General features: G+C 69.4%; 15 protein-coding genes and 1 pseudogene. 8 read left to right on the forward strand and 8 right to left on the reverse strand.

Going from position 1 to position 20,978, the window contains the following annotated elements; all coding sequences use genetic code 11:
- Positions 1–21 precede the first annotated feature (21 nt).
- The 3 genes from AB0F61_RS28640 to AB0F61_RS28650 all read left to right on the forward strand — a co-directional run bounded on the left by AB0F61_RS28640 (position 22) and on the right by AB0F61_RS28650 (position 9,406).
- A complete protein-coding gene (locus tag AB0F61_RS28640; protein ID WP_357815796.1) occupies positions 22–2,976 on the forward strand; it encodes an AAA family ATPase in 2,955 nt (984 codons plus the stop codon).
- Between the two features lie 80 nt (positions 2,977–3,056).
- The gene (locus tag AB0F61_RS28645; RefSeq protein ID WP_357815798.1) at positions 3,057–3,209 is read left to right on the forward strand and encodes a hypothetical protein; all 153 of its coding nucleotides are present in this window, start codon (positions 3,057–3,059) and stop codon (positions 3,207–3,209) included.
- Between the two features lie 14 nt (positions 3,210–3,223).
- Positions 3,224–9,406 (forward strand): S8 family serine peptidase, encoded by a 6,183-nt coding sequence (locus AB0F61_RS28650; RefSeq protein ID WP_357815801.1) that lies wholly within the window; start codon positions 3,224–3,226, stop codon positions 9,404–9,406.
- Between the two features lie 174 nt (positions 9,407–9,580).
- Here the strand turns inward: AB0F61_RS28650 and AB0F61_RS28655 are convergent, their stop codons facing one another.
- Positions 9,581–10,369 carry an AraC family transcriptional regulator gene (locus AB0F61_RS28655; RefSeq protein WP_357815804.1) on the reverse strand — a complete coding sequence of 263 codons (789 nt, stop codon included), beginning with the start codon at positions 10,367–10,369 and terminating at the stop codon, positions 9,581–9,583.
- A 118-nt stretch (positions 10,370–10,487) separates the two neighbouring features.
- On the opposite strand from AB0F61_RS28655, the gene AB0F61_RS28660 reads away from it, so the two are divergent.
- Entirely contained in the window at positions 10,488–10,949 is a 462-nt protein-coding gene (locus AB0F61_RS28660) for a cupin domain-containing protein (protein WP_357815806.1), read from the forward strand.
- Positions 10,950–11,148: 199 nt separating this feature from the next.
- Here AB0F61_RS28660 and AB0F61_RS28665 read toward each other — a convergent pair whose 3' ends face one another.
- From AB0F61_RS28665 to AB0F61_RS28675, 3 genes are all read right to left on the reverse strand, one after another.
- A complete protein-coding gene (locus tag AB0F61_RS28665; RefSeq protein WP_357815809.1) occupies positions 11,149–12,489 on the reverse strand; it encodes a glycosyl hydrolase family 18 protein in 1,341 nt (446 codons plus the stop codon).
- A 118-nt stretch (positions 12,490–12,607) separates the two neighbouring features.
- The gene (locus tag AB0F61_RS28670) at positions 12,608–13,615 is read right to left on the reverse strand and encodes a zinc-dependent alcohol dehydrogenase family protein (protein WP_357815811.1); all 1,008 of its coding nucleotides are present in this window, start codon (positions 13,613–13,615) and stop codon (positions 12,608–12,610) included.
- Positions 13,616–13,741: 126 nt separating this feature from the next.
- Positions 13,742–14,092 (reverse strand): helix-turn-helix domain-containing protein, encoded by a 351-nt coding sequence (locus AB0F61_RS28675; protein ID WP_357815814.1) that lies wholly within the window; start codon positions 14,090–14,092, stop codon positions 13,742–13,744.
- Between the two features lie 142 nt (positions 14,093–14,234).
- On the opposite strand from AB0F61_RS28675, the gene AB0F61_RS28680 reads away from it, so the two are divergent.
- Entirely contained in the window at positions 14,235–14,816 is a 582-nt protein-coding gene (locus AB0F61_RS28680) for a carboxymuconolactone decarboxylase family protein (protein ID WP_357815817.1), read from the forward strand.
- Positions 14,817–14,944: 128 nt separating this feature from the next.
- Here AB0F61_RS28680 and AB0F61_RS28685 read toward each other — a convergent pair whose 3' ends face one another.
- A complete protein-coding gene (locus tag AB0F61_RS28685; protein ID WP_357815820.1) occupies positions 14,945–16,342 on the reverse strand; it encodes a ricin-type beta-trefoil lectin domain protein in 1,398 nt (465 codons plus the stop codon).
- 536 nt (positions 16,343–16,878) lie between these two features.
- A complete protein-coding gene (locus AB0F61_RS28690) occupies positions 16,879–17,469 on the reverse strand; it encodes a hypothetical protein (RefSeq protein ID WP_357815822.1) in 591 nt (196 codons plus the stop codon).
- 248 nt (positions 17,470–17,717) lie between these two features.
- On the opposite strand from AB0F61_RS28690, the gene AB0F61_RS28695 reads away from it, so the two are divergent.
- Together AB0F61_RS28695 and AB0F61_RS28700 are read left to right on the forward strand one after the other, a co-directional pair.
- On the forward strand, positions 17,718–17,846 hold the full coding sequence (locus AB0F61_RS28695; RefSeq protein WP_357815825.1) for a hypothetical protein: 129 nt from the start codon (positions 17,718–17,720) through the stop codon (positions 17,844–17,846).
- Between the two features lie 209 nt (positions 17,847–18,055).
- Positions 18,056–18,859, forward strand: coding sequence for a class I SAM-dependent methyltransferase (locus AB0F61_RS28700; protein ID WP_357815827.1), 804 nt, complete (start codon positions 18,056–18,058; stop codon positions 18,857–18,859).
- Positions 18,860–18,929: 70 nt separating this feature from the next.
- Here AB0F61_RS28700 and AB0F61_RS28705 read toward each other — a convergent pair whose 3' ends face one another.
- The gene (locus AB0F61_RS28705; RefSeq protein ID WP_357815829.1) at positions 18,930–19,367 is read right to left on the reverse strand and encodes a GNAT family N-acetyltransferase; all 438 of its coding nucleotides are present in this window, start codon (positions 19,365–19,367) and stop codon (positions 18,930–18,932) included.
- 336 nt (positions 19,368–19,703) lie between these two features.
- Here AB0F61_RS28705 and AB0F61_RS28710 point away from each other — a divergent pair, with 336 nt between their 5' ends.
- Positions 19,704–20,159: a DUF4383 domain-containing protein gene (locus AB0F61_RS28710; protein ID WP_357815831.1), complete on the forward strand. Its 456-nt coding sequence runs from the start codon at positions 19,704–19,706 to the stop codon at positions 20,157–20,159.
- A gap of 87 nt (positions 20,160–20,246) precedes the next feature.
- Here the strand turns inward: AB0F61_RS28710 and AB0F61_RS28715 are convergent.
- Positions 20,247–20,978 (reverse strand): annotated as a pseudogene (locus AB0F61_RS28715) (type I glutamate--ammonia ligase); the annotation flags it as partial.

Here is a 20,978-nt window from a genome sequence, read left to right on the forward strand (position 1 = left end):
CGAAAAGCGAGATCATCACGCATGCTCGACCCCTCGCCCGAGGACGACGGAACCTCACCCACGGTTTCCACGCCGGATTTCGTGGGTCGTGATCGGGAGATGGCGGCGCTCCGCAGCGCGCTGGCGCGGCCACCGGCGATCGTGCTGGTGGAGGGCGAGGCCGGCATCGGGAAGAGCCGACTGCTGCGCGAGTGGCTGGCGGCGCCGGACCAGCGCACCGCCCTGGTCTCGGTGTGCCCACCGCTGCGCGAGTCGCTGACCCTGGGGCCGATCGTCGACGCGTTCCGGGGGATCGACCGCCCGGTGTCGCAGTTGCCGCTCACCGCGCTCGCGGGCGCGTTACGGCCCCTGTTCCCTGAGTGGTCCTCGGACCTGCCGCCCGCGCTGCAGCCCTTGGAGGATGCGAAGGCGGCGCGGCATCGCCTGTTCCGCGCCCTGGAGGAGCTGCTGCGGGCTCTGCGTGTCGACGTTCTCGTGCTGGAGGACGCCCACTGGGCCGATGAGATGACCTTGGAGTTCCTGCTGTTCGTCACCTCCCGGCAGCACTCGGACGGGCCGAGCCTGGTGATCTCCTATCGGCCCGAGGAGGTGGACGACGGGTCGCTGTTGCTGCGGCTGACGTCCCGGTTGCCCGCCGGCGTGACCCAACTGAGGATCGCCCTGGCGCCGATGCGACCCGACGACACGGCGGCACTGGTGTCCTCGATGCTTGACGGCAACCCGATATCGCAGGAGTTCGCGACGTTCATGCACGAGCGGACCGGTGGCGTTCCGCTGGCGCTCGAGGAGTCGGTTCGCCTCATGTGCGACCGCGCCGACCTCGTCTTCCGCGACGGGCAGTGGGTCCGGCTGAAGCTGCGCGAGCTACGGGTGCCGCCGACGGTGCGTGACTCCACCCGGGAGCGGGTGGGCCGTCTGTCGCCGCCGGCGCAGCAGGTGTTGCGTGCCGCGGCCACATTGGCCGAGCGGTCATCGGTCGACACGATCGCGGTGACCGCCGGTCTGGCACCCGCCGCGTGTCGAGGCGCCATCGCGGAAGCGGCAGACGCCGGCGTCCTCGACGCGGACGACCGCGACCAGTGGCGATTCCGGCACGTGCTGGCCGCCACTGCTGTCTACGAAGCGATCCCGTTGACCGACCGCAGGCACCTGCACCTGCTGGCCGGCCGTGCCCTGGAGAACATCCACCCGCCGCCTGTCGCACGCCTGGCCCACCACTTCCGTGAGGCGGGCGAGACGCAGCCCTGGGCGCGATACGCCGAGCAGGGTGCCGAGTTGGCGATGGCATCGGGTGACCACACCAGGGCTGTCGACATGCTTGTCGAGCTGTTGTCGTGGGCCGTGCTGCCACCGGCGGACCGGGCACGAGTAGCGCGCATCGCCGGAGTAGCCGCACTGGGCCGCCGCGAACCTGTCGATGAGGTCCACCACCGGGTGATCCGTACCCTGCGCTCGGTGCTGGAGACCCCCGGCCTCTCCGCCCGCCAGCAGGCCGAGATCCGCAACCCCCTGGGTCGGCTCCTGATCACCGGGGGTGAGGCGCAGGCCGCGCTCGGCGAGCTCGAGCAGGCGGTGGTCAACCTCGATCATGACCCGGTCGAGGCGGCCCGGGCGATGACCTACCTCGGTTGGGCCTATGCGGGGCCGTGGCCGGCGTCGACCCATCGGCGGTGGCTGGATCGCGCCGCTGAACTCACCACCGAATTCGCCTCCCCCGCGGAGCGGCTGAACCTGGCCGGCAACCGGGCCGCGGCGTTGCTCATGCTCGGTGAGGAGGAGGCGTGGGCCGTCGTCGCCGGTCTGCCCATCGACGGCGCGACCTCTGCGGAGCGTCTCGACGTGGCCCGCATCCACGCGAACGTCGGGACCGGCGCGGTGATCTGGGGCCGGTACGCGGATGCGGACACACACCTCGGCGTGGCCATGCGCCTCGCCGAGGTCGAGCAGGCGTCCCGGTTGCACCACAACGTCCGACTCGAACAGGCCAACCTGGCGTGGCTCACCGGCCGGTGGGAGGGTCTCGCCGAACAGGGCGCGGCACTGGCCGACGCCGACCGCGACCGGCCGGCGCACTACCTCGGCAGCATCCGGCTCGCGGCCCGGCTGGCAGCCGCAGCCGGACGGCGGCGCGCCGCGGAGGAGCAGTTCCGTCTGGTTCTCGAGGAGTCGGCCCGTCTCGGCGCCGTCGACGACACGATGGAGGCCGCCGCCGCGCTGGCCAGACTGTGGCTGGCGGACGGAAACAGTGGCCGCGCGTTGCAGATCACGAACGAGCCGATGGAGACCGTCCGGAGGAAGGGCATCTGGATCTGGGCGACGGACCTCGTCCCCGCCCGGATCGAGGCGCACCTCGCGGCGGGCGACCTCAAGGCCGCGACACGCCTGAGCGACCAGCTCGCCAGAGGACTGCGTGGCCGTACGGCGCCTGCGCCCCGCGCCGCGCTCGCCGGGTGCCGTGCCCTGCTGCTGGCCGCGGCCGGAGACCACGCCCGCGCGGCGACGGCATACGGTCGGGCGGCGCGCGCCTGGAGCGCGTTGCCGCGCCCCTACGACGCCATGCTGGCCCGCGAGCGTCAAGCCGAGGCGCTCATCGCGCACGGTCGGATCGAGCACGGCCGGGAGTTGCTTGCCGCACAGTACGAGCACCTGTTCCGGCTCGGAGCACGCGGCGACGCGGACCGTGTCGCACAGCGGCTTCGCGAACACGGTGCCGAGGTGCCGCGACTGTGGCGCGGCGGCCGACGAGGGTACGGCGACCAGCTCTCGCCGCGCGAGCTCGACGTGGTCCAACTGGTTGTCGCCGGCAAGACCAACCGGGAGATCAGCCGAATTCTGGCCAAGTCGCCGGCCACTGTGGATCAGCAGTTACGTGCGGCGATGCGCAAGTTGAAGGTGACCTCCCGGACCGCGCTCGCCGTCAAGGCGGTGGAGGCCGGAGTGTTCGCGGAAGAGGACTCCCTCGACGTCCCGTCGTGAAAATTGACGTATCCGCTGGATAGCGACGGCCACTCGCCCCGCCGAGCATGACTCCATGATTCATAGCCCTTGGGCGATGCGTGTCTGAGCGACAAGTCGCGCGTGACGACGCCGCCATCGAGCACCCGCCACCGCCTGAGCTGCCCCGCGAGCCGCTCGTCAGCGCCCCCGCCGTCCGTGACCCCGACGGTGGCGACGACCACAAGAACCACGACCCCTACCAACCCCTGTAGGTCGAAGGACTCTCATGAAACTCAAAGCCCTCGCGGCTTCGCTTGCCGCAGCGGTCGGCCTGAGCATGATCCAGGCACCACCGGCGTCCGCCGCTGAGCCGGATCCGGGCGCCGCCGCCAACAAGATCGCCGCGAACCTGAAGGACCGCTTTCGCACGGCCCCGGCGTCCGACTTCTGGATCACGTTCGACACCGGTGCGGACCTCGCGCCGACGAAGAAGATCACCGACTGGACAGCTCGCGGTCAGTTCGTCTACGACGCGCTGACCGCGGCGGCGAAGAAGTCCCTGGCATCCGTCTCCGGCGAACTGGACCGGGCCGGCGTCAAATACACCTCCTACCCGATCGCCAACACGGTGCTCGTCAAGGGAGGCAACGAAAAGCTCGCCCTCAACGTGGCCGCGAAGGCGCAGGTCGCCGAGATCCACGCGACGCCGCAGGTCGCGCTGGTCAAGCCCGTCGACGAGAAGGTTCCCGCCGACCGGGCGGCCCGCCCCGCCGCCCCGAAGACCGCCGAGGCCGGCACGTCCACGTGGGGTCTGGACGCCATCCACGCCCCCGAAGCCTGGGCCATGGGCGCCACCGGTGCGGGCATCACCGTGTCCAACCTCGACTCGGGCGTCCAGTTCGACCACCCCGCCCTGATGCACAAGTACCGCGGCACGAAGCCCGACGGCACTGTCGACCACAACTACAACTGGATGGCCGCCCGGGGCACGTGCGTGGACGCGCCGTGCGACGACAACGGACACGGCACGCACACCATGGGCACCATGGTCGGCGACGACGGCACCAACCACGTCGGCGTCGCCCCGGACGCGCAGTGGATCGCGACGAACGGATGCTGCGACAGCACCGGCGTCGAGTCGCTGCTCCGGTCCGGCTGGTGGCTGCTCGCCCCGACCGACGTCCACGGGAACAACCCCGACCCGTCCAAGCGCCCCCACGTCATCAACAACTCGTGGGGGCAGACCGAGGAGCACAGCTTCAACGACTTCTTCCAAGCCATCGACGACGCCTGGAGCGCCGCGGGCATCTTCAGCGTCTGGTCATCGGGCAACACCACGCCGTACGCGGCCTGCGACACCGTCTCCTCGCCCGGCTCCGCCGAGAGTGCCTACTCCGTCGGCGCGTACGACTCGGACGGCACGCTCGCGTCGTTCTCCCGCAAGGGCGAGGGTGAAGGCGGCCGGATCAAACCCGAGATCTCCGCTCCGGGCGTCGCCGTCCGTTCGTCCTACCCGAACAACAGTTACGTCGAGATGGCCGGCACGTCGATGGCGGCTCCCCACGTCGCCGGCGCCGTCGCCGACCTGTGGAGCTACGACCCGACCCTCATCGGGCAGGTCGAGGAGACCCGCCGCCTGCTCGCCGAGTCGGCCGTCGACGTCGACGACACCGAGTGCGGCGGCACCGCGGACGTCAACAACAAGTACGGCGAAGGCCGGCTCGACCTCGTCCGCCTGCTCGAGCTCGCGCCCCGCAAGGGCGGCACCCTCACCGGCGTCGTCACCGCCAACGGCGCCCCGGTCCCCGCCGCCGACGTGACGATCAGCGGACCGTTCAGCCGGTCGATCGGCACCGACAAGGACGGCCGGTTCACCACGAACCTGCCGGTCGGCGACTACCAACTCAGCACCAAGATCTTCGGCTACCTGACCGCGACCGCCAACGTCACGATCACCCTCGGCCAGGACACCTCCGTCAAGCTGCCGCTCACGGCCGCCGCGAGGCACGACATCAGCGGCAGGGTCGTCGACGACAAGAAACAGCCCGTCCCGAACGCCGACGTCTCCGTCAAGGACACGCCGCTCAAGCCGGTACGCACCGACGCCAACGGCGCGTTCACGATCAGCGCTGTCCCCGAGGGCGGGTACACGCTCACCGTCACGCCGAACGCCTGCTTCTCGCCCACGACCCTCCCGCTGACCGTCGGCGCGCAGAACGAGTCGCGCGAGATCCCCGTCGGGCTCGTCGTCGACAAGGGCGGCTACAGCTGCGCCGTCTCCGACGGCGAGTACCTGCGTGGCACCGACCCGGTCGCGTACCCAAGCGGCGTGTGGGCGACTGTGAAGCTGCCGTTCCCGATCGCGCTCTACAACGGCAGCCACGACACCCTCGGTATCAGCCTGCGCGGCGTGATCTCCCCGGACACCGGCACCGGACCGGGCAGCGGCGGTGCGGGCATCTTCCCGTTCTACGTCCAGACCCCCGTCGAGTTCGCCCCCGGCGGAGGCGTCTTCACGGCAGCCACCAAGTTCAACGGCGAGGACGCGTTCGTCGTCGAGTTCCGCAAGGCAAAACTCTGGGCCTATCCGGACCGGTCGGAGTACACGGAGCCGGTCAGTTACTCGGCCACGCTCACCCGCTCCGGCACCGTGATCTTCGGGTACGGCGACGGCGTCGGATCCGACGACCCGGTGACCGCCGGCGCGCACGCCGTCACCGGCATCCAGGGCTGGGCCGGCGTCGACGGCATCCGGTTCTCCGACAGCGCCCCGGTGCTGCGCGACGGGATGGTCGTCACCTACCACATGCCTGACTTCGGGTACCTCGACGCGACAGTCGTCGACAAGAACGACGGGCTGCCGGTGGCCGGGGCCAAGGTCTCCTTCACGAACAAGTCGGGGCTCGTCGAGGCGGTCACGACCAACGGGACGGGCATCGTGCATCGCCAGCTTCCGGTCGGCGACTACACCATGACTGTCGACGCGCCGAACTACACGACCGCGGCGTACCCCTTCTCCCTCGACAAGCTCTACGCGAGCGCCAAGATCGACGCGCGTCTGACCACGGGCGCCGCCGGCCTGAAGGCCGACGGCCTCAACGCCCTGCTGGGCACCGGCCAGAACGGTGTGGGCTCGCTGACACTCACCAACAACGGTTCCGCCCCACTGACGTACAACCTGGGCGAGGCCGCGCGCCACCCCGACCTTGACGCTGCCGGCGCCACCACGCGGACCGGGAAGGGTGCGAACAGCACGATCGACCTCACCGCGTGGAAGGCCGGCGCGAGCGGCATGAAGCCGTCGAACGTCGACGGCAAGGCGGCGACGGCGAAGGCCGCGGAAGCACAGGCGGCCGGCGAGGTCGGCGCGACCTCCGGCGGTGACGTCATCACCCGGATCGCCATCCCGGGCACGATCGCGGAGAAGGAGCCCTCCGGCGTCGGGTACGACGGCGACGTCTGGGTCCACGACTACAACAAGCGGACCAACACCGCCTACGCGGTGACGGGCAAGCCGACCGGAAAGGTCTTCGACGCGTCGTGGAACCCCGCGTACCGGGCGTTCGACATGGCGCTCGACACCAAGACCGGTGACATGTGCCAGATGGAGGACAGCCCGGCCAGCTACATCCACTGCTTCGACAGGACGACCGGGAAGGAGACCCGGCAGGTCAAGGGTGACTGGTCGACGCTGCAGTTGACCGGACTCGCCTACAACCCGACGGACGACGTCTTCTACGTCGGCGGCCGGGCGAACGGCATGATCGGCACCGTCGCCGGGACGTCGCACGACAACCCGGGTGCGCTGCTGTCCTTCTGCGCCCCGCCGCTGCCTGAGGTGATGGGCCTGGCCTACAACCAGGCGTCCGACACCATCTGGTACACCGACCTCACCTCGAACCGGCCCACCCGCCTGTTGCAGGTCGACCCCGACGACTGCTCGCTGGTGAACGCGTGGTGGTTCCCCGGCCAGAAGGCGGGGCAGGGTGGCGGCCTCGAGACCGACTCGACCGGTGCGCTGTGGGCGGCGGACCAGGTCGCCGACGACGTCGTACTTGTCGACGTCGAGGACGACCTGATCACCGACCTGCCGTGGCTGTCGCTCTCCTCGACCGGCGGCACCCTCGCCCCGGGCGAGTCGACGACCGTCAAGGTCTCGCTCTCCTCGAAGGACACCAAGCCCGGGGTCCTCGGCGCGAACATCGTGGTGAGGTCCGACTCCGGACGCCAGTCCAAGACCTACGTCCCGGTGACGCTCACGACCACGAAGTACCAGGTCGGCGTCAACGCCGGTGGCCCATCGGTCACCGACGGCTCCGGCTTCACCTGGTCCGGCGACCAGGCCGCCGGGAAGGCGTGGGGCTACGAGGGCAAGACGGCTGTCGCCTCCACGAAGGCCGACATCAACGGTACGACGGACGACGCCCTCTTCCAGTCGCAGCGCACCACGCATGACAAGGGACTGTTCTACCGCTTCCCCGACGCGCCGAAGGGCACCTACGCGATCGACCTCGGGTTCGCCGAGATCGAGAAGGCGGCGAAGGGCAAGCGGGTGTTCGACGTCGTCGTGGACGGTTCGCTTGTGGAGTACGCGTACGACGCGGCCGCGGCCGTGGGACCGAACACCGCCGACTGGCGGACCGCCGTGGTGACGCACGAGGGCGGGCCGCTGACCGTGGAGCTGCGGGGCTCGAAGGGCCTGAAGGCCCCGACCATCGCCGCGCTGCGGGTGACGCTCGACCCGCGCGCAGACGCGGCGGAGCCGGAGCCGCAGCCCGAGCAGCCGGAGCCGGGCCCCGTGCCGGTGGCCCCCGCCGGCCGCTCGTACTCGATGAAGGTGACCGACGGGCTCTACCGCCAGGGCACGGAGGAGTCCGGGTGGCACGGCGATGACCTCTGCGGCGTGCTGTGGTTCGACTCCAGCTTCCTGGCGCCGTTCTACGACACGGCCTGGGACGGCGTGTGCGTGACGACGAACGGCACGCTGACCTTCGACCGCGCCAGCACGCTGGGGAACAACACGGCACTGCCGTCGGCGTACCCGATCGACGCGATCTATCCGCTCTGGGACGACCTCATCGTCGACGACGAGGCAGGCATCTACTTCGGCACGACCGAGGTGGACGGGCTGGCCGCGCAGGTCATCGAGTGGCGCAACGTCGCCTTCTACAGCGACCCGACGGCTCGCGTGAGCTTCTCGGTCACCCTGATCGCGGACGGACGGATCCAGATCGGGTACGGCGACGGCATCGGCGGCGACAACCCCCTCACCCGAGGGTCGTCGGCGACCGTCGGTCTGGAGAGCCTGACCCGCAACCCCGCGAGCCAGTACTCCTTCGACCAGGCTGTCCTGAAGGCCGGCCTGGGGCTGGAGTACACCCTCCCGGCCGCGGGCACGATCGAGGGAACGGTCACCGACAAGAACGACGGCAAGCCGATCGCGGGCGCGATCGTCACGCTCAGCGGGCCGAACGGTGAACGGGTCATCACCGCCGACGAGAAGGGCCGGTGGAAGGCCCAGGCGCTGGTCGGCGAGAACACCGTGCAGGTCTCGTCGCCGAACTACGTCACCGCCAGCCGCCCCGTGACCATCGCCAGGAAGGATCAGGCCGAGGTGGTCGACGCGGCGTTGACCACGGGCATCGCCACCGTCACCGGAGGTGACCTCGACTGGCTCCTCGACAAGGACCAGAAGGCGACGGCCGACGTGACCGTGACCAACAGCGGCTCCGCCCCGATGGAGGTGCGGATCAGCGAGCAGAAGCGCACCGACGACGGTGGGCACGAGGCCGCCGACCTTCCGTGGCTGACCCTCACGGGCGCGGCCGCGACCGGCACGGTAACGCTCGCGGTCGGCGAGTCCACCACTGTCACGGCGACGGCGGACAACGCCGGCGTCCAGCCGGGCGTGCTCGTCGGGGACGTCCTCGTGGCGTCGAACGCCGGCAAGGGTGAGGCCCAGATCAAGCCGGTCCGCCTGGCGACCTCTGCCTACTGGAAGGGCGTCGACGTCGGCGGATCCGGGTACGTGGGCACCGACGGCTTCGTCTGGTCGCCCGACCAGGCGCTCGGCTCGCAGCCGTGGGGCTACGTCGGCGGCAAGGCGCGTGCCACCAGGGCCGACATCGCCGGCACCGAGGACGACGCGCTGTTCCGAACCCAGCGGACCGGCGAGACGTTCAGCTACGTGTTCAAGAACGCCCCCGCCGGGACGTACCGGATCGCCCTCGACTTCGCCGAGATCGAGAAGGTCAAGGCCGGCAAGCGTACCTTCGATGTGCTGGCCGACGGCAAGGTCGCGCTCTACGACCACGACGTGCAGGCGAAGGTGGGTGCGCTGACCGCGGACACGAACATGGTCACCGTCGAGCACGCCGGTGGCGATCTGAAGATCGAGCTTCGCCGCGACAAGGGCGAGGATGACCCGATCCTCAACGCTCTCAAGGTCCAGCAGGACCCGCGCCTGTGAGATAGCCACACCTGTTCGGAAACACCTGTCAGAGCCTCCTCGGCACGGATTGCCGGGGAGGCTCTGACAGGTGTGGCAAGGCGTTGGCGGCCCGCGCAACTCTTCGGTCAGCGGTGAGGGCTACGAGGCGTTTACAGACGGGGCACCGGCCCTTGCTGGTGCTGCTGCGTTGGCTCATCGCAGGCGGCGCGTCGGTGGTCGGGCAGGGCCTCCCGGCACGTCATCGTGCTCGGCGGAGGCGTACCGGGCTGGCGTGGTGGAGGTGTGTCGGCGGAAATGCCGGGTCAGGTGGGCCTGGTCGCAGAAGCCGACGGTGGTCGCCACGTCGGCCGGTGGGATGCCGGCGAGGAGCAGCTTGCGGGCGGCCTCGATCCGTCGCCCGATGATGTACGCGTGCGGACTGATCCCAAAAGCCTGGCCGAAGCTGCGGACCAGGTGCGGTACCGACCGGTCCAGGAGGCGAGCGGCGGCGGCAAGGCTGACAGCGTGCACCGTGTGCTCGTCGAGCAGCGCCCTCAGCGCGCGGGCGGCCTGCGGCTCCGGCCGGGTAGGCGCAGAGGGCGTGGTGGCCAGGTGGTCGGTGAGTCGTCGCTCGATCATGGACAGCCGGGCCTCGGCGTCAAGCGGGTCCTCGTCCGCCCCGAGGACCTGGTGGAGGCTGGCGAGGGCTTGGCGCAGCGGGGCGTCGCGGAGGGTGGTGTGGTCGACGGCGGAGCCGATCAGGCTGGCGGGTAGGAAGGTCGGGTCGAGGTACAGGTTGCGTTTGCGGAAGCCGGGCGCGTTCGCGGGGCGGCCGTCGTGCACCACTCCGGGTGGCAGAACAGCAACATTGTCGGCGCCGCTGACTCCACAGTGGCGGCTGTCGAGGTCGTAACGTATGGCGCCGGCATCGAGGATCAGCACCGTCCAGGTGTCGTGGGCGTGCAGCGGGTAGGCGTAGTCGACGATCTGGGCGTGGAACACCTCGCTGATCCCTGGGACCGGTGGCCGCCAGGCCCGGACTCGGCAACCGGGCGGTCGTGTGCCGTCGGCGTCAAGAACGTCCAAGACCGGTGCGGTGGCCCTGGTGGAGGCTCGGCTCATGTCGATCACTCCCGTCAACCTGACCGCCGTGAACCTGTCCGAGGCGCTCGCGTCGTTCGACGACATCTACAGCCCGCGAATCGTGGCCCGGATAAACGATTATGACGTGCGGATCGCCCACACCCGGGGCGAGCACGTCTGGCACACCCACGAGGACACCGATGAGTTCTTCCTGGTCCTGGACGGCCGGTTCGATGTCGCCTACCGCGACGCGGCCGGGCAGGAACACACGGTCGTCCTGCGCCAGGGTGACACGTTCGTGGTTCCCAGAGGCACCGAACACAAGCCGTCCTCGCCGGGCGGCTCGATTCTGATGTTCGAGCCGACCGGGACCTCCACCACCGGCGATCACCAGGGTGCGGTTCCTGATCACGTGGACAGCACCACGGGGCATGCGCTGGCGACTCCGGAGCGGGTGCCCACCTCCAACCCCCGTGGCGCTGCTCGCCACGACCGCTGAGCATCCACGCTGGTGACGGCCCGTCTCGTCGTCGGCGCAGCGGTGGCACGGGCGCAGCCGCAGCCACGGCGCGTGCCGGCGACCGGAACGCCCCGAACGCGTTCCGGTCGCCACCTGCGGTCAGGGCCAGGAGTTCGGCGTCCTCCTGGGCGGTCATGCCTACCTATCGCGGCGGCACCGGGTTTCGGTTGGATACCCGTCAGCGGCCCTGCAGGCGTTTCACGTTGTCGCCGAAGGTCCACCCCTTCGACCCGTCCCAGTTCGCCGACCAGGTCATCAGGCCCTTCAGGCCGGGCACCGAGTTCCAGGCCTGGGTGACAAGCGACGTCGACAGGTAGCCGCCGCCCGCCCCGTTCTGCGCCGGCAGGCCGGGGACCTGCTTGTCGTACGGCACACGGATGGTGGTGCCCTGGATGGTGAGGCCGTTGTTGAGGCACTGCGTCTGCACCGTGAAGCCCTGCACGGTGCCCGCCGGGTACGAGTCGCCGGCGCAGCCGTACATGCTGCCGTTGTAGTACTGCATGTTCAGCCACCAGAGCCGGCCGTTGTCCACGTACTTCTTGATGATCGGCAGGTACGAGCCCCAGATCGAGCCGTAGACCACGCTGCCGCCGGTGACGTAGGCCGTTTCCGGTGCCATGGTCAGGCCGAAGTTCGACGGCATCCGGGCCAACACGCCGTCGATGATCCGGATCAGGTTGGCCTGCGACGTCGACAGGGTGTTGATGTTGCCGCTGCCGGTCAGGCCGGTCTCGATGTCGATGTCGATGCCGTCGAAGTGGTAGGCCGTCAGGATCGGCACGATCGTCGCGACGAACCGGTCGGCGACGGCGGTGGAGCTCAGGTCGATGCCCGCGGCGGCCCCACCGATCGACATCAGGATGGTGGCGCCTGCCGCTTTGGCCTGGCACATCTCGGCCGGGGTGGCGACCTTCACGCCGGCGTCCATGCCGTTCTCCCAGAGGACAGTGCCGTCCGAGCGGATCACCGGGAACGCCGCGTTGATCACGTTGTAGCCGTGCTGGTTGAGCCGGCTGTCGGTGATCGGGATCCAGCCGAGGCCGGGGTGTACGCCGTTGGACGCACCGTCCCAGTTCTCCCAGTAGCCCTGCAGGACCTTGCCGGTGGGCCGCGACTTCACCGCGCAGGTCCCGCCGGTTGGTGGCGGCGTGGTGGGGGGCGGCGTGGTCGCTGGTGGCGTGGTGGGCGGCGGGGTCGTCGGTGGTGGCGTGGTGGGCGGCGGAGTGCTTCCCGAGCATGCGCCCAGGTCACGCCACAGCGACGGGGTCGCGGCGGGGTTCCAGCCGGCACCGGGATACGCGGTGTGGGTGACGAGTGCCTGGTAGAGCCGGCCGCCGTAGGTGACCTGGGCGCCCGCCTGGTAGGTGGTGCCCTCGGCCCAGGCGGGGGCGGTGCAGGCGACCATCGGGACGGCGTCCGCCGAGGGCACGGCCGCCATGCTGCTGGGGACGAAGGCGACGGCGGCCGTGACGGTCATCGCCGCCCCGACCACCACTGCGAAAATTCGACTGCTCCTCATGGCTGACTCCCCAGGCTTCGGCGACCCGTGACCTCCACATATTGACGTTCGTGACGTTTAATATCAAGGGTTGTTTACAGATTCGCCCCGCCCCCTGGGGAAGGAGGCACCGCCGGGTTCAGGCCGTGGCGTCGTCGTGGGTGACGGTGACGACGATCTTGCCGACCTGGCCGTTGGCCTCCATGTAGCGGTGGGCCTCGGCGATCTCGGTGAGATCGAAGGTGCGATCGATGACCGGGGTGAGGGAGCCCGAGGCGAGCCCGGCGTTGACGAACGCGACGGCGCGCCGCAGGCGCTCCGGGTTCATGGTGATCTCGAAGAGGGTGTAGGTGCTGCTGTTGAGCGCCGGGTAGGACTGTGCGTTGGGTAGCGGGGTGAGGCGCTGGTCGAGGGCTCCGTAGACCACCAGGAACCCGCCGGCGGCGATGCCCTGCGCGAGGGTCTCGACGCCGGGGCCGGCGATCGGATCGAAGGCCAGGCGGACGCCTTCGCCGCCGGTGATTTCCCCGACCCGGGCGGGGAGGTCCTCGTCGGCGGTGACGATGACGTGGGCTGCGCCGGCGTCCAGCAGGCGCTGCTTCTTGTCGGCGCCGCGCGTGGTGGCGATCGGGATCGCACCGATGTGGTTGGCGAGCTGGATGGCGGCCAGGCCGACGCTGCTGGAGGCTGCCGTGATCAGCACGTGGTCGCCAGGACGCACCTTTCCGGACTCGATGAGGGGTCCGTAGGCGGTGATGTAGGCCATCCACACCGCTGCCGCCCGCGTGGGGTCGAGGTGGGCGGGGCGAGGCACCACGGCCGAGGCCGGGACGATGACGTGGGTGCCGTACGTGCCGTACCTGCTCTGCAGGAACGCCGGTACGACTGCGACCGGGTCGCCCGTGGCGAGGCCGTCCACGCCCTGGCCGACCGCATCGATCACGCCGGCGGCCTCGTAGCCGGCCGTGGAGGGGAACACGGGCTGGTCGAAGTAGACGCCGCTGCGGTACATGATTTCGGCCCGGTTCAGGCCGATGGCGTCGACGCGGATCCGGACCTCGCCCGCGCCCGGTGCGACCACCTCGACGTCGCGCACTGTGAGAACCTCGGGGCCGCCGAGCTGGTCGAACTGTACGAGCTGTGCCATGGCGCATCAGTCCTAGCGATGGGAGTCACGGGAGTGGCGCCGAACCAACGCGGCGCTGGCAGTCACGCTACCCTTAATCTCGACAGCGATCAAACTTCGACCGCTATCGGAACAGTGGTCGCGTGCTCAGGCCGACCCGGTCCGGGTCTCGACGCTGGCGGCGGTGACCACCGCCGGGAGCAGGCCGGGAAAGCGGCGTTCGATCTCCTCCGCTCGCAGCGCGTTCATCTTGGCTGTCCCCACGTAGTACTGACGGATCAGGCCGGCCTCGCGCAGGGTGTTGAAGTGGTGCGTCAGCGTCGACACCGAAACGGGCGTCTCGAACGCGCCGCAGCTCATGTCCTCGCCTCTGCCGGCCAACTGGGACACCACCGCTCGCCGCACCGGATCCGCAAGCGCCTCCATGACCTGCTGCAGGGAAACCTCGGACACGTCGGGGTGCGCCACGATCCGGGCGGCACTGCGGGGGCGGGGCACGGCAACTCCTTGGAACGGGCGCAGCACAATCCACCCATCGTACGGCGCTGATCGAAGTAAGCCGGACGGATCGGACCCGGACTCCGGCAGCGGTATCCCCGAGTGGATCGCCGGCGAGCACGACGGCGATCGGATATGTTCCGTGACGCCCGATTTGCCAATTGTGATGGGGAAAATCGTGAGTCGCCTACCCTACGTCAACCCTGCCGACGCCCCAGCGCCGGTCCGCGAGGCGCTGCAGGCCGCGCAACCCCTGAATTTCTTCCGCATCATGGCCCACGCCGAGACGGCGTTTCCGGACTGGATGCGCTGGGGAGGCACCCTGCTCAAGGACCTGGCCCTCGACCCGCTGCTCCGCGAAATCGCGATCCTGCGCGTTGCCCGGCTGAGCGACGTCAGGTACGAGTGGGTCCAGCACGCGCCGATCGCCCGCTCCGTCGGCGCTACCGACGAGATGATCCACGCGCTTGGGCGCGACCAGATCAATGCCGACTGTTTCTCGCCAGACCAGCGGACCGTCCTGCAGTTCACGACCGAGGTCGTCCGCGACGTTCGCCCGTCCGACGAGGCCGCCACCGCGCTGACCGGGCTGCTCTCGCCGCGCGAGGTGGTCGAACTCCTGATGGTGATAGGGCAGTACATGATGATCGCTCGGGTCGCCGCAGCAACGGATCTGGAACTCGACAAGCCGATGGGCGCCTCCGTTTACGGTACCGGCGGCTGAGTACGGACCAGGTCGGGCGGGCCCGGCGTGACGCCGAGCCCGCCCGTCTCAGGTGTGTGGGGTCTCGCCCCGGGGCTTGTCGATCCGCACACGCGGGAACAGGTTGTGCGCGGAGTCGACCGTGATGATCATGCGAGGGGCGCGAGCCGGAACTGCTGGTTGGTCTGCCCGTGGCAGTCGTACAACTGGATCTGGGCTCCGTTGGCCGTGCTCCAGACGTCCAGGCACCGTCCCGACTGGACGTTGCTGATGGTGCCGTTGGAGTTGACGTTCCACTGTTGGTTGGTCTGGCTGTGGCAGGTGTAGATCTGGACCGCCGCACCGTTGCCGGAGCCCGCCGCGTCCAGGCACATGTTGCCGTACACCTGGAGTTGTTTGCCTGCGGTGTATGTCCATGCCTGGTTGGACTGCTTGTTGCAGCCGTAGAGCTGAACCCGGGTGCCGTTGTTGTGCGAGGCGTTGGTCACGTCGACGCACCGGCCGGACTGGGTGCCGATGATCTCGCTTGCGGAGTTGGGTGGGACGGTAGGCGACGCGGTGGGGGTCGGCGTGTTGGTGGGGGTAGCCGTCGGGCTGGTCGGCGTCGAGGGCAGCAACGGGCAGGTGCTGCGGTAGGTGACCACGCCGCTGGAGTCCAGCAGCGGGCAGAGGAACTGGCTGTACCGGGCGTCGTTGTCGATGAACATCTTGACGAACGGCAGCATGGTCCGGACCATCACAGGGTTCGACCGTCCGACCATGAACCCATGGTCCGCGCCGGCCACCTCCAGGTAGACGCTCTCCGTGGTGGTCGGGATGCTGTTGTACAGGCCGGTGGCGTAGGACGGGGTGACCACCGTGTCCGCCTGCCCGGCGAAGATCATGGTGGGCACCCGGTCGTTTGCCAGGTTGGACGACGGCGAGTACGGCGCGATGCCGACCACTGCCTTCAACGACGGGCGCCGCATGGCCGCGCTCAGCGCGCCACCGCCGCCCATGGAGTGACCGGCGACCGCCAACCGGTTGGGGTCGACCCGGTCGCGTACCGGGCTCTGCTGTGTCAGGTAGTCGAGCGCGGCGAGCAACTGGGTGCCTCGGGCCGTGTCGAAGTCGTTGCGGCTGTTGGTCTCGATGCCGATCACGACGAAGCCGTGGGAGGCCAGCCACGGCCCCATCCAGGCGAGTTCGGCGGAGAACAACGCGGTGTAGCCAGGCGAGATCGCGATGGCCCCGAAGGTGCCCTGGCTGGTGTCGGTCGGGTAGTAGATCCTGCCGCCGTTGAAGCCGTACCCGGTCGGGACGCTTACCGACGTGTTGGCGAAGGGGCCGTTCACCGCGGTGACGCTGGTCCGGGTGGGGTCCGGGCCCCGCTGGTACGGGTTGTCGGCCGCCGATGCCGACCCGGTCGTCACCGTCAGGGTGAACAACCCGACTGCGGCTGCGATCCCGGCCGCGGCGAGCTTGAACAGCCGTCCGCGAAAACGGGAGGACGCCTGGTGAGCGTGGGCGTTCCCCGGGGGCGGGGGGTGGTGGGCAGGTCCTCGCACGGTCGGTACCTCCTGGTGGTGGTGGATGGGTGCGGAGCGGGGGACGGGCTCGGTTCTGTGCCGACCCTGCCCGCCCCGGCGTTGTCCGAGAGTCGGCGTTGCGGCGTCAGCAGACCCGGCCGGCACGGCAGCCGCCCTTGCGCAGTGGTGATACGACCGGAGCCAAAACTATCGCCGTCGTTCCGGAAGGACGAGCGTTCGTAGCCGGGTGGGACCGGACCGCTCGGAGGCGAGCCGGCCGGGCTGCCTGACCAGCGGATGGAGGGCGGACGTGGTTGCCCGGCGGGTGGGTGGGCCTGACGTCGCGTGCGGCGCCTCCAGTGCTGAAGGATCTTGTTAACGTTCACACTGATCGATGGCTCTCAGGCTGGCAGAAAGTTCCAGGTATTTCAACCGGTAGTTTCGGATCTGTTACGGATCGAGCGCTGCCTGTTGGATGATCGAGGGCGCGAAGGTGGAGGCAGGCCGCACGCGGTGACCGTCGGTGCCCGGCCCACGGTCAACGATCAGCCACTACAAGATGGACAGAACGGGCCCTAGTCGGACCATGCGCCCTTGAAGAGTCCGTAGAGAAGGAGCAGGCCGGCGATCCCGATGGCGATATGGGACAGGGCATCGAGAACCCCTTGGCCGAAGCTCGGTTCGTTGGCTTTCGCCGAGACATCGGCCGAACAAATCTTCACCAGCTCCCGGTAACGGGCCGTCGAGGTCTGCTGCTGCGTCTCCATGTTTGCTGGCTCGACGCAGGATCTTGGCCGCTCGTCCATGTACTCCACATAGTCGGCCCAGTCGCCGACGCACCTCGCCTCGGTGAGCCGCCCAGGATCATCGGTTGCCGGTTCGCTCGTCACCGTTGCGCAGGAATGAGGCGCCTCCCGATCATCGGGGTAGGACCTGTTCCAGCTCACCTCGTCTGCCGCGGCCACGTCATCGTCGCAATGCCGTTTGGCCACCTTCGGCAGGTCCTCCGGTATCCAGAGTCCGATGTCCTCGGCCTTCCCGGTCACCACCCAGGCCCGTTCACAGGCGGTGTTCCTCGGCACGAAGTCGCCGGCGCGACAGCCCGAGGCGAGGAGAACGAACGAGGCGCCGAGCGTCACCAGTGCGGCTGCCAGTAACCGGCGCATGGGCGATCCTCCTCAAGCCGCGGATCGAACCTCGGCAGTCACGCTCCCGGAGACTCACGGGAAGAACAACCCCACGGCTCGCCTCCAGTACGGAATCCGACACAGCGGAAGACCGGCGAGCAATGGGGAGTGGATCATCCGGCTTCTCATTCGTGCGACGCGTCGGCCGCGCCAGAGCGGATTGCGGGCCTGGCATTCCGGGAACGGAGTGGCTCCGACTCGTACCTCCTCACTGGACGGAGATCGCCATGCTCGACAACCTTGCCGTGGTCGGAGGCCCGAAGTCGCCGGTCTCCCAACCGGTGCTGATCGGCTTCTTCCTCCTCGTGGCGGTCGCCATCGTCGTCATCCTGTTCCTGCGCTCGCGCGGCAGGTAGCACCGCGCGAGGTCGGAGTTCCCGCAAGCCCGGCTGGGGCCAAACTGAGAAACGCCGCCCACGCTCTCAGCCGAGGGTTTGCCGGGACGTGTTGCGGTCATCTACGGTCGACGATGCCGGAGTGAGAGGCGCTGCGACGGACCCGGTCCGCCACGCTCACCCGGAAACACATCGGATCCAAGGGCGCCTTCCGCGATGAGGGAGGCGTGATGAGTGCATTCGTGACCACGTGGGCCGCCGGCGACTATCCGGCCATGGCACGGCGGCTGATGCCGGTCGCCGAAGCCGTGGTGACGGCCGCCGCGCCGGGGCCGGACGACCGGGTCGTCGACGTGGGCACCGGTACGGGCAACGCGGCGGTACTGGCCGCCCGGTGCGGAGCCCGTACCGTCGGGGTGGACCTGGAGCCCGCGCTGTTGGAACTGGCCCGGCGTCGCGCCACGGAGGACGGCCTGGCGGTGGATTGGCGGGTCGGCGACGCGGGCCGCCTACCGCTTCCCGACGACTCGGCCGACGTGGTCCTGTCCGTGTTCGGCGTCATCTACGCGAACGACCACGAAGCGGCGGCCCGAGAACTGAGCCGGGTGTGTGCCCCCTCGGGCCGAGTCCTGCTGGCCGCCTGGACACCGGGCAGTCTGATGCCGGCCATGGGTCAGGTCCTCGGCGGATACCTACCGCCACCTCCGGCCGGAAGCGCCCCGCCGAGCCGGTGGGGCGACCGCACGCTCGTCGGGCAGCTCCTGGCAGCCGCCGACCTGCGGACCACGTCGACGGTCGTGCACCGGTTGGGCTTGAGCTTCGCCGACGCCGACGCGGCGACCAGCCTGCTGATCGACACCGCCGGGCACGTCGTCACCGAACGGGAACGGCTCGTGGCCCAGGGCCGGTGGGAGGCGTTGCGCGCGGACCTGCGCTCGTTCGTCGGCGACCGTGGGGTTGCCGACGGCTGTCGCTTCCGCTTGGAGGCCGAGTACCTGCTCACGACGGCCGTACCGGCAGCGGTGACACCGTGACGCGCGCCGGTCTGGACGGGCAGCCGCCAACGGTCGCCGCGATGTTCGACGGCGTCGCCGGGCGGCATGCTCAACCGACCCGTTGGGCCAGCACCTGCCCCGGCCAGGATCCAGCCAGGAAGGTTTCGGTGGGGGTGAACCCGTGGCGCTCGTAGAACGCCACCAACTCGCCATCGCCGCCCGCCCAGCAGTCGACCCGTAGCAACCGCACCCCGGCTCGCCGGGTCTCCCGCACGGCGTGCGCCAACAGGGCCGCCCCGAGGTTTCGACCGGCGAACCGTCGGTCGGAGACCAGGAGGCGGACGTACCGCTCGGGTTCTTCCGCAGGCGCGATCGGTGCGTGCGGATGCGGTCCGGAGTCCAACACCAGGGTCGCGGCCGGGGTTCCGTCCAGTTCCGCGATGTATGGGAGGTTCTCGGTCAGGTACCGGTCGACCAGTTCGGTCCCTCCGGGCTTTTCGGAGAACGGTGTGGTGCCCCACTGCTCGGTATTGCCCCGATCGTTCATCCACTTCACCGCGGCGTCGAGCATTCTCAGTACGGCAGGTGCATCTGCCGGGCCGCCGCCTCTGATACGTATGCCGCGGGTGGTGTCGTCCATGGCGGGATGGTAATCCGGTTCGCGGACCCACCGAAACCGTCGACGACCGGTGATGGCCCGCGCGGAGCGGCGAGCATGGTCGGCCCGGCGGGGGTCCCCGACGCCGTCCCGGTCTCCGCGCGCCCCGACGCCGGCATGGCGTCGAGCTTGCCCGAGCGATTTCCTTACGATTTGAGCCGCCCTGCGCGGTTTCGGGCCGACCTGCCCGGGGACACAGACTCACTGTCTTTGAGGGGGGTAACGATGGAGAGCAGGTCCCGCGCGGGCGTCACGACCACCGGCAAGCATCCCGTCCGCACGGCTGCCCAGGTGGTGGGTGCGGTCTTCGTGCTGGTCGGCGTGCTCGGGTTCATCCCTGGCATCACCAGCAACTACGACACCTTGCAGTTCGCCGGTCACGAGTCCCAGGCCAAGCTCCTCGGGCTCTTCCAGGTGTCGATTCTGCACAACCTGGTCCACCTGGCCCTCGGCGTCGCTGGCCTCGCGCTGGCCCGTACCGTCTCCGGCGCCCGGACCTACCTGATCGCCGGCGGTGCCATCTACCTGGTGCTCTGGCTCTACGGGCTGGTCATCGACCACGGAAGTGGGGCCAACTTCGTCCCGCTCAACAACGCCGACAACTGGCTGCACCTGTTCCTCGGCCTGGGCATGATCGCCCTCGGGATCGTCCTGACCCGTGGTCGCGCAGACCGTCGCTGACCTGCCGTGCGTGCCGCCCGAAGCCCGTGGCTTCGGGCGGCACGCCACGTGTGCGGGGAGCCCGGCCCTCTCGTCGTCGAGGGGTGTTCAGCAGTCGAAGTAGAGCGCGAACTCGTGCGGGGTCGGGCGTAGTGCCATGGGTTCGACCTCGTTGGCGCGTTTCCACTCGATCCAGGTGGCGATCAGGTCCGGGGCGAAGACGCCGCCATCAAGCAGGTAGTCGTGGTCCTGGGCCAGGGAGTCCAATGCGTGGGCGAGGGAGGCGGGGACCTGCTTGACGTCGCCCCACTCCTCCGGCGGGAGGTCGTAGAGGTCCTTGTCGATCGGCGTCGGCGGCTCGATCTTGCTCTTGATGCCGTCGAGGCCGGCCATCATCATGGCGGAGAAGGCCAGGTAGACGTTTGCCGACGGGTCCGGAACGCGGAACTCGACGCGCTTGGCCTTGGGGTTGCTGCCGGTCACCGGGATGCGGGTGCAGGCCGACCGGTTGCGCTGGGAGTAGACCAGGTTGACCGGTGCTTCGTAGCCGGGCACGAGGCGGCGGTACGAGTTGATCGTCGGGTTGGTGAAGGCCAGCAGCGACGGGGCGTGGTGCAGCAGGCCGCCGATGTACCAGCGGGCCATGTCGGACAGGCCGGCGTAGCCGGTCTCGTCGTAGAACAGGGGTTCGCCGTTGAGCCAGAGGCTCTGGTGGGTGTGCATGCCGGAGCCGTTGTCACCGAAGAGCGGCTTGGGCATGAACGTGGCGGTCTTGCCGTTGGCCCAGGCCTCGTTCTTCACGATGTACTTGAAGAGTTGGAGTTGGTCGCCGGCGTGCAG

The sequence above is a fragment of the Micromonospora sp. NPDC023888 genome (genome assembly GCF_040639415.1).
Taxonomy (GTDB): Bacteria; Actinomycetota; Actinomycetes; order Mycobacteriales; family Micromonosporaceae; genus Micromonospora.

Coding starts and splice junctions, on each gene's coding strand:
- AB0F61_RS28640 (WP_357815796.1), top strand. CDS start 22: ATGCTCGACCCCTCGCCCGAGGACGACGGAACCTCACCCACGGTTTCC.
- AB0F61_RS28650 (WP_357815801.1), top strand. CDS start 3,224: ATGAAACTCAAAGCCCTCGCGGCTTCGCTTGCCGCAGCGGTCGGCCTG.
- AB0F61_RS28660 (WP_357815806.1), top strand. CDS start 10,488: ATGTCGATCACTCCCGTCAACCTGACCGCCGTGAACCTGTCCGAGGCG.
- AB0F61_RS28665 (WP_357815809.1), bottom strand. CDS start 12,489: ATGAGGAGCAGTCGAATTTTCGCAGTGGTGGTCGGGGCGGCGATGACC.
- AB0F61_RS28670 (WP_357815811.1), bottom strand. CDS start 13,615: ATGGCACAGCTCGTACAGTTCGACCAGCTCGGCGGCCCCGAGGTTCTC.
- AB0F61_RS28690 (WP_357815822.1), bottom strand. CDS start 17,469: ATGCGCCGGTTACTGGCAGCCGCACTGGTGACGCTCGGCGCCTCGTTC.
- AB0F61_RS28695 (WP_357815825.1), top strand. CDS start 17,718: ATGCTCGACAACCTTGCCGTGGTCGGAGGCCCGAAGTCGCCGGTCTCC.
- AB0F61_RS28700 (WP_357815827.1), top strand. CDS start 18,056: ATGAGTGCATTCGTGACCACGTGGGCCGCCGGCGACTATCCGGCCATG.
- AB0F61_RS28705 (WP_357815829.1), bottom strand. CDS start 19,367: ATGAACGATCGGGGCAATACCGAGCAGTGGGGCACCACACCGTTCTCC.
- AB0F61_RS28710 (WP_357815831.1), top strand. CDS start 19,704: ATGGAGAGCAGGTCCCGCGCGGGCGTCACGACCACCGGCAAGCATCCC.